The organism is Bradyrhizobium sp. USDA 4451 (genome assembly GCF_054822585.1).
Genome location: NZ_JBTRCH010000001.1, coordinates 992,070 through 1,005,112, shown reverse-complemented (window position 1 = coordinate 1,005,112; position 13,043 = coordinate 992,070). Strand labels below are relative to the sequence as shown.

Here is a 13,043-nt window from a genome sequence, read left to right as displayed (position 1 = left end):
ACAGCGTGACTTGCGATCCTCCGGCGCGCCGCCTAGCTTTCCACCACCATTGCTCCCGCCATCACGTTCTCGCAGGTCCCGATGCCGCAGCCGCTTCTGCTTCAGCCGATCACGCTTCGCGGCGTGACCTCCCGAAACCGCATCCTGATTTCGCCGATGTGCCAGTATTCGGCGACCGACGGCCTCACCAATGATTGGCATCTTGTTCATCTCGGCAAATTCGCCCAGGGCGGCGCCGGGATCGTGATGGTCGAGGCTGCGGCGGTGGCCGCCGAGGGCCGCATCACCCATGGCGATGTCGGCATCTGGAACGACGAGCAGATCGCGCCGCTGGAGCGCATCGCGGCCTTTCTGAAGGACAACGGCGCGGTGCCCGCGATCCAGCTCGCGCATGCCGGACGCAAGGCCAGCATGCAGCGACCCTGGTACGGCAATGCCGCACTCGACGAAGCCGACCACGCCCGCGGCGATCTGCCGTGGCGGACGGTGGCGCCGAGCGCGATCCCGATGGAGGAGGGCTGGCTGATGCCGCACGCGCTCGATGTCGAGGAGCTCGCAGCACTGCGCGAGCAATGGCGGCGCGCCACGCTGCGTGCGGTGGAGGCGGGCTTCGAATTCGTCGAGGTGCATTGTGCGCACGGCTATCTGCTGCACGAATTCCTCTCGCCACTGTCGAACCACAGGAACGACGCCTATGGCGGCGACCGCACCGGGCGGATGCGCCATCCGCTCGAGGTGATCGAGACCGTGCGCGCCGCATGGCCCGCGGAGCGGCCGCTGTCGGTACGGATCTCCTCGGTCGACGGTGTCGATGGCGGCCTGACGCTCGAGGACCAGATCGCGTTCGCCAAGGCGGCCAAGGCGCGCGGCGCCGATCTGATCGATTGCTCGTCGGGCGGCCTGCTCGGCTCGGCGACCGCGGCGCGGATTCCGCGCGGTTACGGGTTTCAGGTGCCTTATGCGGACGAGATCCGCCGCGCCGCCGAGATCGCCACCATCGCGGTCGGCCTGATCCTGCATCCGCAGCAGGCCGAGGATGTTCTGGCGGGCGGCCAGGCCGATCTGGTCGCGATCGGCCGCGAGGCGCTGTTCGATCCGAACTGGCCGCTGCACGCCGAGCTTGCGCTCGGCGGCGGAAGCGGCGAGGTGTTCGCATCCTGGCCGAAGCAGTATGGTTGGTGGCTGGAGCGGCGCGAGCCGGGCCTGCGCAGGCTCGAAGGCCCGCCGCTGCCGTTCCGTAGCGTTTAATCAGAACAGCTGACAAGAAACCTGGGAGGTCGTCACATGACAACAATCGCAAAACGTCCCTATCGCGGCGTCTTCCCGGTCGCGCCGACCATCTTCGACGCCAGCGGCAACCTCGATCTCGACGGACAGCGCCGCTGCATCGATTTCATGATCGATGCCGGCTCGCACGGCATCTGCATCCTCGCCAACTTCTCCGAGCAGTTCGTGCTGACGGATGCCGAGCGCGAGTCCGTGATGCATGCGGTGCTCGAGCATGTCGCCGGCCGCATTCCCGTCATCGTCACCACGACGCATTTCTCCTCGGCGGTGTGCTCTGAGCGCAGCCGCGAGGCGGAGGCCGCCGGTGCTGCGATGGTGATGATCATGCCGCCCTATCACGGTGCGACCTTCCGGGTTGGCGAGCCGGCGATCTACGAATTCTATCGCGTGGTCTCCGATGCGATCGGCATCCCGATCATGATCCAGGACGCGCCGGTCGCCGGCACGCCGCTGTCGATCGATTTCCTGGCGCGGATGGCAAAGGAGCTCGCCAATGTCAGGTATTTCAAGATCGAGGTGCCGATGGCCGCCAACAAGCTGCGCGGTCTGATCGAGAAGGGCGGCAACGTGATCGAGGGGCCGTGGGACGGCGAGGAGGCGATCACGCTGATGGCCGATCTCGACGCCGGTGCCACCGGCGCGATGACCGGCGGCGGCTATCCCGACGGCATCCGCCAGATCATGGATCCGTTCCTCGCCGGCCGCCGCGACGAGGCCGTGCAGGCCTATGCGCGCTGGCTGCCGCTGATCAATTACGAGAACCGGCAATGCGGGCTGCAAGCCTGCAAGGTGCTGATGCGCGAGGGCGGCGTCATCAAGTCGGACGCGGTGCGCCACCCGTTGCAGCCGCTGCATCCGGCGACGCGCGCCGGCCTGATCGAGATCGCGCGCACGCTCGATCCGGTCGTGCTGCGCTGGGGGCGTTGAGCCGGCCCCACTGCCGTCCGCATTCACATAACCGTCAACAACCGCATCTAGCGTTCTGGTCCGGTAGCGCGAGCGGGGCGTTTCCCCCGTGCGCGCTGGATATGTCGGACCGGTCAGGCGGACGCGGATGATCGAAACCTTCCGGGTTGGCCGCTTTGCGATGCGCTACGGGCATTTCGTGCCGCGGCTCTACAATTATTGCCGTTCGCTCGGCTTCGAACGGCAGCACATGCTGCCGTCCCGGGCGTTTTGCTCCGACGAGAGCCAGGGCTATCCGGTGATGCTGCTGGCCCAGCATTTCGGGACGTTTCCGTTCGACCATGGGCGGGTCGGCGGCAAGGTTGCGATCAACCGCCACGGACCTTATGCCCATCACGGCGAGGATCTGGTGCTGATCCAGGCCAGCCATGTCGGCTACGATCCCGATGATGGCCGCTTCGGCGTCTATCAGCGCCACCGCACCGAAGATTGCAGGTTCGGAGATTGCTGCGGCAAGCTCTGCAGCGTGCTGCGCTGGTACGAGGATGAGTACGCGCATGCCTGCCGGCAGGTGCAATGCAGCCGGCTCAATGGCGAGCCGGTGTTCCAGATCGACAATCAATATCTCGACGATGCCCGCAGCGACGGCCTCTTCCTGTCGCTCGAGCGGATGGTCGAGATGCCGGTTCAGCCGCTGACCGTGCTGAGCACCTCGAAGGTGTTTCGCGCGAGCCCGGCGATCCGCCAGCGGCTTGGCGAGGCCAGCTTTGGTGAGACGCCGGCACCGATCGGCACGGCGCTGTCGCCCGATCTGTTTCACTTCCGCCGCGCGCCGGCCGAAGGTCCCGATGGCCATGACATTCTCGAGGCGGCGCTCGCTCCAGTGATGCCGGCGCTGGTGACGTCGCCGCATCCCGCACTGGATGCGGCGCGCTTCGTCACCCAGGCCGAGTTCGACCGCACCTACCGCAGCATTTTGCGCGAGCCGGCGTTTGCGACCAAGAATGTGCTGTTGGTTTCCGGCCTCAACATCGACGTGTCGCCGCGCGAGGGATTCTCGTTTCCGTTCACCAAATTCGTGCCGTGGGCCGCCTATGCCCGGCTGCGCGACGGCCGCTCGTTCCTGCTGGAGCAGGAGCAATTGGCCGAGACGCTGCGCCGGATGCCGGGCGAGAATCCGGACTGCCTGTCGTTCGACACCACGATCGAGCAGATGACCGCGGCGCCGGAAATCCGCATTCCGATCGGCTGATCCAGATGACGACGCTCCCCGCTTTGTGCACGCGTACCCCTCCCAAGCCGCGCCTCCAGCGGCTGGAATTGATGGACCGCGAGCCAGGCTTGACCCGGCGTAGCTTCATTCTCGGCTGCCTTGGCATGGCCGCGAGCCAGATGCTACGCCTGCTCGACAGGCTCCAGCAATTGCCGCTGCTGCGCATTCGTTTTCCCTGACCGTGAGCGAACGCGTTACAGCCAGCGTGACACAGAGAAGATCGCCAGACCGACGAGCCCGCCGACGACGGTGCCGTTGATCCGGATGAATTGCAGGTCGCGTCCGACTTGTAGCTCGATCCGCATGATCAGCGTCTCGGTATCCCAGTTCTCGACCACCTTGCGGATGAAGGCCGCGATCTCCTGCCGCCGCGACGCAACCGCGCGCAGCGCGGCAACGCGAAGCCAGCGGTTGATGCGGTCGCGCATCTCGGCATCGTCGCGGATCCGCACCGCAACCGACATCAGGGCGGTTTCGATCGCGTCCGCGATCGCAGCCGAGGCTGCTGCGGAATTCAGCCGCGCCTCGATGGCGTGCCACATCGCGTCGATCTGCCGGATCACGGCGGGGTTATCGAGCAGGTTCTGCTTCAGCTCCTCGCCCTTGGCGAGATAGTCGGGATCGGTGGCGAGCCGGTCGATCAGGCGCTCGATCTCGGCCTTGAGCTCGATGCGCCAGGGATGGTTCGGCTCGCGCAGCTCGTCGAGCGTCTGGCCGATGCCGGAGATGACGCGGTCGGCGACGATGCCGTCGACCCATTTCGGCACGAAGCGATAGGAGCGCTGCGAGACCTTCTTGCGGATCGTCTCCTTGTTGTTGGCGAGCGCCACGCTGGCCGACGTGATCAGCCGCTCGACCAGCGCCTGCGCATCGCCATGCGCCCACAACAGCGCCAGCACGCGCGAAGCCAGCGGCGCCACCGGAACCGCCGCGATCCCCTGCCGCGTCCGGCGGGTCAGGAAGGCGTTGATGTCGGCGCTCGGCGTCGCCTGCAAGGCCTGATGGACCGCCGAGACCGTGCGCTGTGCGGCGCTGCGGGCATGCGACGGCCGCTCGATCCATTGCGCCGTCCAGCCGGCGATATCGACGTCGCGGATGCGATCGCCGATCACGCGCGGCGACAGGAAATTGTTGGCGATGAAGCGGCCGAGCGCGACCGCGATGCGCTGCTTGCTCTGCGGGACGATCGCGGTGTGCGGAATCGGAATGCCGAGCGGATGACGAAACAGCGCGACGACCGCGAACCAGTCGGCGCAGGCGCCGATCATGCCGGCCTCGGCGAAGGCGCGCGGATAGGCCAGCCAAGGCCAGTGCGGCTGCGCCATCGAGGTCGCCAGGAATACCAGCAGCATGAGCACGAGCAGCGCTGTGGCGAGCGAGCGCATGCGACGGAGGTCGCGCAGCCTGGTGTCCTCAGGCGGAAGCACGGCGCCGATATCCAATTGCTGCCAAACGCCTCATGCGGTGGCGATGCCGCGCCGCGGCGCGAGCCCGGCCGCGATCGCCGCGTAATGTTGCCGAACGCCGGTGCTGCCGTGGATCCGTTCCAGCCGGCGCACGGTGAAGTGCCCCTTCGCGATCTTCTGGAAATGATCCATGAAGATGACGTTGACGGTCGCGCCGAACGCCGCGCCGATGATCGGAACCGCGCCGGCCGCGGCCTTGTCCGAGACCACCAGCCCGAACCGGGACACCAGTTCGCTGACCAGGTTGGAGATCACCGGGGCGGAGGCATCCACCGCGCCGCGCTCCAGGATATAGGCGGCGGCGTCGCTGGTGTACTTGCTGATCAGCGCGCGGGCGGCGTAATAGCCGATGTCGACAGTCTCGTCGGTGCGCTTGGTGCCGTAGGCGAACACTTCGAGACAGGCGAGCCGTGCCTCGATGTTGGAGAGATCCTCGCCCTGGTGCCGCGCGATCTCGGCGATCGCGCGCAGCATCAGGGTCGTCGTCAGGGGCAGTTCGACCGCGAGCGCGCCAAAGCCGAACAGGCCGCTGACGCCTCCGGTCACGCCGGCGAGAAACGACGAGAAGGTCACCGCGGGTGCGGGCGGCGGCTTCTCGTCGAGCGTGTCGACGGCGACTTCTAGTCCCTTCATGACCGCCGTGCGCACCAGCCCGCTGAGCTGGCGGTTGGCGGCTTTCGGCAGCAGGTTCAGGACGCGATTGACGGGGACGCCGGCATAGTCGGCGATCCGTGCTGCGAGGTTGGGGCTTTCCAGTGTCTTGACCGCGGCTTGCAGTGCGGCGTGATCGCCGGGAGGAAGCACAAGGAGCGGGGCGACATCCTGGCTCATTGATACCTGAGGATTGGCCGGATGCCGTTGACGCTCGCCAGGATCGCCGAGCCGTTGCTGATCAGGGCGGTCACCTCCGGGGTGATCAGGCCGCCGGGCAAGGCAAGGCCGAGCGCCAGCGTGTTGAGCGCGGCGACGATGGCATAGTTCTGCTTGATCAGGCTGACCGCGCCTTGCGAGATCTCGACCGCCTTGACCAGCTTCCAGAGCGAATCCTCCATCAGGATGACGTCTGCGGATTCGTGGGTGACTTCGGCGCCATGCTTCATGGCGATTCCGACATCGGCGAAGCTGAGTGCCGGGGAATCGTTGATGCCGTCGCCGACCATGGCGACTCGTCGCCCCTGGCGCTGCAACTCCTGGATCACGCCGGCCTTGTCGGCCGGCAGCATGTCCGCGAAGTGCTCGGTCAGCCCGAGATTCTCGCAGACGGCGCGCGCCACGACCGCGTTGTCGCCGGTCAGCATGATGCTGTTCTTGACGCCCAGCGCATGCAGCCGCTGGATCACCGAACGGCTCTCCTCGCGGATCTCGTCGGAATACGGCACGAGGCCGGCGAGCTTGCCGTCGACGGCGATGTACAGGCTCGAATAGCCGCGCTCGTCGAGCGCCGCGCGATCGAGGACCGAGGCATCGACCGCGATCTCGCTCTGGCGCATGAAGCGCTGGTTGCCGACATGGACGTAGTAGCCGTTGACCTGGCCCTCGACGCCGAGGCCGAGGCGGTAGGTGGTTTCGTTGCAGGGCGGAATGTTCACCGCGAGCTGCCGGGCGCGGGTGCGCAGCGCTTCGGCGACCGGATGTTGCAGCTTGGTTTCGGCGGCTGCGGCGAGCCCGAGCAAATGGTTCGGCGTGATCTGCTTCTGATAGGAGATCACGTCGATCACGGCGGGCGTGCCGTGGGTCAGGGTGCCGGTCTTGTCGAACACCATGGTGTCGATCCCGGCGAGCTTCTCCATATGGCCGCCGCTCTTGATGATCATGCCGGTACGGGCAGCCAAGGTCATCGAGGACAGCACCGACGTCGGCGCGGCGACCCGGATGCCGGTGCCGTAGTCGACGATCACAAGCGACAGGAAGCGATTGAAATCGCCCGAGACCATGGCGGTGCCGGTGGCGAGCGCCAGGGTCGGGGTCACCAGCCGGTCGGCGAAGCGCTCGGCATGGTTCTGCATGCGGGTGTCGCCGATCGGCGCGGATTCGATCAGCCGCACGATCTGGCCGGCGGTGGTCGCGGTTCCGACGCGCAGCGCCCGCAACGTGATCTGGCCCTCGCGGATCACGGTCGCGGCGAAGGCGGCCTCGCCCTTGCCGCGATGCACCGGCAGGCCCTCGCCGGTGATCGTCTTCTGGTCGATGGTGGCGGAGCCGTCGATGATCTCGCCGTCGACCGGGATCATCTCGCCGGGATACACCACGACGATGTCGCCGTTCTTCAGCTCGGCGGCGGCGATCGATACCACCTCGCCGTCGCGCAGCAGCCAGGCCGTCTTCGACTGGAATTCGAGCAGCTCGTTGATCGCGCGCCGCGAGCCGGCGGCGGTCAGGTCGCGGATCCAGTCGCCGAGCTTGATCAGCCAGGTGACGATGCAGCCGGCCAAGGGATTGCCCTGGATCACGGAGGCGCTGATCGCGAGCGTATCGAGCACATCGATGTTCAGCCGGCTCTCGTTCGCCCAGACCTTCCAGGCGCGCCTGGCGATCGGGATCGCATTCCAGAGCATCAGCGGCATGTTGACCGCCGCGATCACCGGATTGGCGCTGAAGGCCATGAACAGCGACAGCGTCGGCAGCGCCAGCGGCGAGCGCTTGGAGACCTCCGGGACGCTGGCGCGCGGCGAAGCCACCTCGGGCGTGGCGCTTGCACAGAGCGCCTTGACGTCGGCGAGGCTCATGCTCTTGAAGCCGTTCAGCAGCGCGAGCAGCCTTTGCTCGTGCGCCGGATCGTATTCCAGCACGAGGCTCGCGCAGTCGTAGTTGATCCGTGCGGTCCTGATTCCGTCCTGCGCCCGCAGCCAGCCAAGGCAGCTTTCACCCAGCTTGCGATTTTGTCCGAGCGCCGGAATGCTCAGACGAATGCGGCCTGGCATCGAGTGGCAGAAACGGAAGTCCATGAATTTGCGCTCTCGCCCCTCGCGCGCGTCAGGCCTTCGCGCCTGCCGACTCCGCCTCTTCCGCGGCGCCCATGTTGGCCTGAATCATGTGGTTGAGTGCAAAGATCGCCAGCGTGACCCAAACCGGCGTCGCGGCGCTGGCGCCGACTTCGAAGATGGTGAAGCCGGCAATGCCGGTGGCAAGCAGGATCTTCAGGTCGACGACGTTTCCGGTGGCGACCTTGATCCCGTTGTCGAAGTCCTTGAAGAAATCGACGATCACCCTGGCCGTATGCGAATGCTCGGCGAGGTACTCGGCTTCCTGCTCGATCTTGTTGGCGAGCGCGTCGATCTCGTTGGTCGGCGGCTTGTAATGGCCACCGGTATGGTGCTCGAGCCGGCCGTGAAATTCGTCGTGCCGCTCGGTGTCGTAGTGCAGCACGATGCTTCCGGTCGCCGGGTTGACGATGACCTCCTCGATGCCGGGAATGACGCTGAAGGTCTGCTTGATCTGCTCAAGAAGCTCGGGGTTTTCCTTGGCCGACGGCACCTTCATGCGGATCCGGCCGGGAACCTGATGCGCAATCTGCAGCTTCATCTTGGTCATCGTCGTCCTCTAACAGCATTCGAGCGCCGGCGCGGGACGTGAACGATGCCGCCGTCGAACACGATTGCCTGTGGCGCCGGTCTCTCCATCGCAACGACGGTCACCGGTGCATGTCGTCTCGTCGTATCCTGAGCGTTGGGCGTCCGGCTCAGGCCGCGGAGTGCGTCCGGCCCTCTGCCGCCGCCTTTTCCTGCGCCTGGCCTTCGGCCTTCACTTCCGCGACGATGTCGTTCACCTGCTCATGGGCTTCGGCGAACATTTCGCGCGATTTCTGCGCGAACTTGTAGGTGCCGCGAACGGTGGATTTGAACAGCGGATTGAGTGCGCCGGCCAGTTTCGGCAGATATTTCGGCGCCGCGACCGCGGCAACGCCGAGTGCAAGTCCAGGCAGCAGGGCAGCTTCGAACACGGCTGCACCCACAGCCACCACCGCGACAACCGCGACCGTCTTGTTGATGCCGCCGCTTTCCTCGGTATCCTGCTCGGGGGCGTCATGGTGGAAGGCGGTATCGTGACTGCTACCATTGGTATTCGGGTTCATCGGAAATCCCTTGTGACCGCTCAACTGACTGCAGTTTCATCAATAACGGCGGATTGAAATGGATTCGTGACACTTTCATTACAGCCGTCCGACCGATTCTGGCGGCATGGTGTCGCAGCGCAGCAGGGACGAATTTGCGGATCGGCGCAGCGTCGGTCGCGGCTGCGGATTGATGTCCGAGTGTATCTGTCTTGCTGCTTTTACATGGATCCGGCGCAAGCCAGGCGGATGCCAGCAGCGCTATGTCCTAGCGGTCCCACGTCACCGGCAAATCCAGCAGGCCGCGGAAGGCCCAGCCGCCGATCCGCGGCGGCTTGTCCGCGATCAGGCGCAGATTCCTGAGCCTTTCGAAGATCGCGGGCAGTGCGACGTCGGCCACCATGGCGCGCGAGGCCCAGGCGCCGGCACAGAAATGCGGACCGGCGCCGAACGCGATGCTCTTGCTGGCGTCGCGGCGCACGTCAAAGGCGTCGGGCCGGTCGAAATGCTTCTCGTCGCGGTTCGCCGAGCCGAACATCAGGAACACGCGTTCATCGGTCTCGAAGGCGACGTCCCGGATCGTCCAGGGCTTGGCGATCCGCCGCGGCGACATGCCGATCGGCGAGATCCAGCGGGCATATTCCTCGAACACCTGCAGCCACGGGATCGCGCCGCCCATCGCCAGCGCCAGTTGGTCCGGATGGGTCAACAGCGCCCACACTGTGCCGGCGATCGCGTCGCGCGGCTCGTTCTGGCCGCCCGAGATCGCGAGCTTGATATTGGCGCGCACGCTCTCCATCGGCATCTCGGTCTGCAACAGCACGCCGAGCAGGCTGAGGTCGGGCGTCTTGCGCAGCATCGGAACCATGTCGTCGATCGCGGCGTCGATGCCCGCGGTCGCCGCGTGGCAGCGCGCCTCGATCGCGGGATCGCCGCCATAATTGGCCACCCCGTCGATCATGCCTTGCGACCAGGCGTTCATGTCCTGGAAGCGCATGTTGGTGAGGCCGGTAATCGATTTCAGGCATTCGGCCGAGAACGGCAGCGCGAAGGCCTGCACGAAGTCGACCACGCCGTCAGGCTCGAGTTCGTCGAGGATGCGCTTCGCATGTCCGGCGAACTGCGCGGTCCAGTGCGATCGCACGGTCTTCGGCGAGATCGTCGGAAAGATTGCTTTGCGCTCGATCATGTGCGCATCGCCGTCCTTGCGCATCATGTTGTGGCCCATCAATTTGTTCATCAGCCCTTCGGGCTGGTGCGACGAGAACACGTCGATCTGCTTCTCCGACACGAAAATGTCGTCGCGGTTGCACAGCAGCGTGCTGCCGAGCTGCGGCACGAAGGCGATCGGGGCCTCCTTGCGCATGCGCGCCAGTGCCGGATAGGGATCCTGCCAGAACGCTGTGACGTCGATGTCGAAATGGGGAGCGGTGCTCACGGCGCGGTCTCGGGTTGGCCTCGGGTTTCGGACCAAGCATAGCCGCACAGCTGTCGCCGGTCTGTCCCTACCGTTGGGGACAGTGAGGCCGCCCTTAAAGCGCCCTCAGTTCAGCTGGCGTCCCGACGCCATCAGCCGCAGCGCGATCGCGAACAGCTCGTTCTGCGAGGAGATGCCGAGCTTGTCATAGGCGCGCTTGCGGTAGGTGAGGGCGGAGTGCAGCCCGATGCCGAGCTCGGCTGCGATCGCTTCCGAGCTGAGGCCGGTGAGGATGCGCAGGCAGACCTCCTTCTCGCGCCCGGTCAGTCTCGCGAGCGGCTCGGCACTCGCAAACAGGGTCTTCAGCCGCGCGATCGGATCAACGTCCGCAGTCGGCTCGGCCTGGAAGTGCCGGGCCACGGCTGCGGTCAGCGCCGGCGCGACCGCGGCGAGGCGCGCGATCTGCTCGCGGCTGAAGCGGCCCTGCTCGGTGATCTGGTAGAAATTGACGTAGAAGCAGGTATCGCCGGTCCAGATCGCGGCGGCGAATTTGTCGACGATGTCGGAATCGTCGAAGAAGATCTTGCGATAGCCGTCGCTGTACATGCGGCGGGCGAAAGTCGGCAGCAGGATCGGGGCGGCCTGCGCCTGCCCTTCGAACACCGCATCCCGGTTCGGGTCGGCCTGATGGAAATGTTCGGAATAGGCGATCCCGAGATCGCGCCCGGTCGGGATGTTGCCGACATCGAGCAGGCACGCGGCCGACCGCGGCCCGGTGAACGAGAACACCATGCAGTGACCAACACCGGCAACGCGGCGCAGCGTGCCGATCAGCGCTTGCGCAAAGCTGTCGCGGCCGATCGCCAGCAGTGCCGGCGTGATGTCGCCGACGACAGAAGTCTTGAAGGCGAAATCGGCCTTCATGGTGTCCTCCCTGTGTTTCGGGAAGACTAGCAGCGACGCCACGGGGGTGGAAGCGGGGGGCCGGTCCCCGCTATTGGGGCAAGAGCAGCTCTATCCCTCGTCATTCCCCGGTGGGCAATTGCGCACCTGAGGGCTCGCGCAGCGAGAGCCCGGAATCCATCGGGCCGCAAGCGCTGCGGTGGAATGGATTCCGGGCTCGACGCTGCGCGTCGCCCCCAGGTGCGCAATTGCGCACCGGGGAATGACGGCCGTGGGGAAAGCGCCTCAGGCGCCCGGCACCTGGTCGAGGAAGCCGGTGATGCTCCTGATCCGGCCGTCCTTCAGCATGGCGAAATCGGTGCCCTTGATCGGGCTGTCGACGCCCTCGGGCCCAAGCCCCCAGGAGAAGCGGACATGGTCGCCGAAGCCGTTCGGCTCGCCGATCAGCTTGAAGGAGAAGTCCGGAAACTTCTGCTGCACGCCCGCGATCAGCGCGTCGACGCCCTCATGGCCGTCGCCGCTCATCAGCGGATCGACATAGCGCGCGTCGGCGGTCCAGTTCTCGCTCAGCATCTCGCGGCGCCGGCTCGGCGTGCGCTCGTTCCAGAGCTCGATATAGCGGCGGGCAATGGTGGCGTGGTCGGTCATGGTGCTCTCCTTCTGATAGGCCGGACTGTGCGGCTGTCCGGACTATCGAAGGTTCGCCTGCACCGATCGATTACCTCGGAGGTCATCGCGCGCGTTATGGCGCGATGGTCACGGCTTGATGTAGGCCTCGGGATCACCCCGGGCGTGTGCCTCCATCGCATCGAGGAAGCAGCGTACCTTGGCCGGGACGAATTGCCGCGCCGGCAACAGCGCGTGCACGTTGAGCGGCTCGCAGGCATGGTCCGGCAAGACCCGCCGCAATTCGCCGGCGGCGACCGCGGCACGGGTGTAGCTCGCTGTGACCCGCAGCACGCCGTGGCCGGCGAGCGCCGCCTGCAGCCGGACATGCGCATTCGAGCTGGTCAGCCGCGCGCGATCGACCGCGAGATGCTCGACCGCGCCGCCGGGCCCGGTGATCGCCCATGGCGGATCGCCGGGGCCGGTCAGCAGCGGCAGCTCTCTCAGTTCATCCAGCGTGCGCGGCTCACCGAATGTCTCCAGCAGCGCCGGCGCCGCGAACAGGCCGCGTTCGAGGGTGAAGACGCGGCGGATCACGATGCCGGCCGACGGCAGCGGCGCCTCCAGCATCGCGAACACGATGTCGTAGTTCTCGGCGATCGGGTTGACGATGTCGTGCTCGACATCGATCCGGATCGAAAGCTCGGGATAGCGGCCCATCACCGCGCAGGCGACGGGCCCTGCATGATGCGCGCCGAATTCGTACGGCGCCTTGATGCGCAGCGTGCCCGCCACCGCGCCGGACATCGCCAGCGCCTCGCTGTGGGTGTCGTGCAGCGCGGCGAACAGCGGGCGAACCTTGCGATAGATGGTCGCGCCGGAATCGGTCAGCCGCAGGTGCCGGGTGGTCCGCTCGATCAGCCGCAGCCCGAGATTGGCTTCCAGACGCTGCACCGCAGCACTGAGGCTCGATTTGGGGTGTCCGAGCACGCGCGCAGCCGCGGTGAAGCCGCCATGCTCGACAACTTCGCAAAACAGCTCCCAGTCGCGCCACTCCATGGCCGATTGTCCATCCAGCGGTACAGTGTGTCCAGCCAAATCGGATTATCCCGATCGCCGGGATCACCTAAACCT

Annotated in this window: 13 protein-coding genes; 4 read left to right on the top strand and 9 right to left on the bottom strand. The window is 66.2% G+C overall.

Features of this window, described 5'->3' with window-relative positions:
* The first annotated feature begins 81 nt into the window (after window positions 1-81).
* The 4 genes from ACVMB0_RS04615 to ACVMB0_RS04600 all read left to right on the top strand — a co-directional run bounded on the left by ACVMB0_RS04615 (window position 82) and on the right by ACVMB0_RS04600 (window position 3,645).
* Window positions 82-1,248 (top strand): NADH:flavin oxidoreductase/NADH oxidase, encoded by a 1,167-nt coding sequence (locus tag ACVMB0_RS04615; protein ID WP_461345450.1) that lies wholly within the window; start codon window positions 82-84, stop codon window positions 1,246-1,248.
* Between the two features lie 36 nt (window positions 1,249-1,284).
* The gene (locus ACVMB0_RS04610) at window positions 1,285-2,214 is read left to right on the top strand and encodes a dihydrodipicolinate synthase family protein (protein ID WP_456751956.1); all 930 of its coding nucleotides are present in this window, start codon (window positions 1,285-1,287) and stop codon (window positions 2,212-2,214) included.
* Between the two features lie 127 nt (window positions 2,215-2,341).
* Window positions 2,342-3,445: a hypothetical protein gene (locus ACVMB0_RS04605; protein WP_456751957.1), complete on the top strand. Its 1,104-nt coding sequence runs from the start codon at window positions 2,342-2,344 to the stop codon at window positions 3,443-3,445.
* 5 nt (window positions 3,446-3,450) lie between these two features.
* Complete coding sequence (locus ACVMB0_RS04600; RefSeq protein ID WP_456751958.1) at window positions 3,451-3,645, top strand: hypothetical protein; 195 nt, start codon at window positions 3,451-3,453, stop codon at window positions 3,643-3,645.
* A 15-nt stretch (window positions 3,646-3,660) separates the two neighbouring features.
* Here the strand turns inward: ACVMB0_RS04600 and ACVMB0_RS04595 are convergent, their stop codons facing one another.
* The 9 genes from ACVMB0_RS04595 to ACVMB0_RS04555 all read right to left on the bottom strand — a co-directional run bounded on the left by ACVMB0_RS04595 (window position 3,661) and on the right by ACVMB0_RS04555 (window position 13,007).
* Window positions 3,661-4,893, bottom strand: a complete 1,233-nt coding sequence (locus ACVMB0_RS04595; RefSeq protein WP_456751959.1) for a DUF445 domain-containing protein — start codon at window positions 4,891-4,893, stop codon at window positions 3,661-3,663.
* Window positions 4,894-4,923: 30 nt separating this feature from the next.
* Window positions 4,924-5,763, bottom strand: a complete 840-nt coding sequence (locus ACVMB0_RS04590; RefSeq protein WP_456751960.1) for an EcsC family protein — start codon at window positions 5,761-5,763, stop codon at window positions 4,924-4,926.
* Window positions 5,760-7,877, bottom strand: coding sequence for a heavy metal translocating P-type ATPase (locus tag ACVMB0_RS04585; protein ID WP_461345449.1), 2,118 nt, complete (start codon window positions 7,875-7,877; stop codon window positions 5,760-5,762). The genes ACVMB0_RS04590 and ACVMB0_RS04585 overlap by 4 nt, the downstream gene beginning before the upstream one ends.
* 28 nt (window positions 7,878-7,905) lie before the next feature.
* Window positions 7,906-8,463: an HMA2 domain-containing protein gene (locus ACVMB0_RS04580; RefSeq protein ID WP_461345448.1), complete on the bottom strand. Its 558-nt coding sequence runs from the start codon at window positions 8,461-8,463 to the stop codon at window positions 7,906-7,908.
* Between the two features lie 148 nt (window positions 8,464-8,611).
* Window positions 8,612-9,004, bottom strand: a complete 393-nt coding sequence (locus tag ACVMB0_RS04575; protein ID WP_461345447.1) for a DUF5132 domain-containing protein — start codon at window positions 9,002-9,004, stop codon at window positions 8,612-8,614.
* A gap of 247 nt (window positions 9,005-9,251) precedes the next feature.
* Window positions 9,252-10,421: a cytochrome P450 gene (locus tag ACVMB0_RS04570; RefSeq protein ID WP_461345446.1), complete on the bottom strand. Its 1,170-nt coding sequence runs from the start codon at window positions 10,419-10,421 to the stop codon at window positions 9,252-9,254.
* A gap of 105 nt (window positions 10,422-10,526) precedes the next feature.
* Window positions 10,527-11,324 carry a helix-turn-helix transcriptional regulator gene (locus tag ACVMB0_RS04565; RefSeq protein WP_461345445.1) on the bottom strand — a complete coding sequence of 266 codons (798 nt, stop codon included), beginning with the start codon at window positions 11,322-11,324 and terminating at the stop codon, window positions 10,527-10,529.
* Between the two features lie 264 nt (window positions 11,325-11,588).
* The gene (locus ACVMB0_RS04560) at window positions 11,589-11,951 is read right to left on the bottom strand and encodes a nuclear transport factor 2 family protein (protein ID WP_456751966.1); all 363 of its coding nucleotides are present in this window, start codon (window positions 11,949-11,951) and stop codon (window positions 11,589-11,591) included.
* Between the two features lie 108 nt (window positions 11,952-12,059).
* A complete protein-coding gene (locus ACVMB0_RS04555) occupies window positions 12,060-13,007 on the bottom strand; it encodes a LysR family transcriptional regulator (RefSeq protein ID WP_461345444.1) in 948 nt (315 codons plus the stop codon).
* Window positions 13,008-13,043 lie beyond the last annotated feature (36 nt).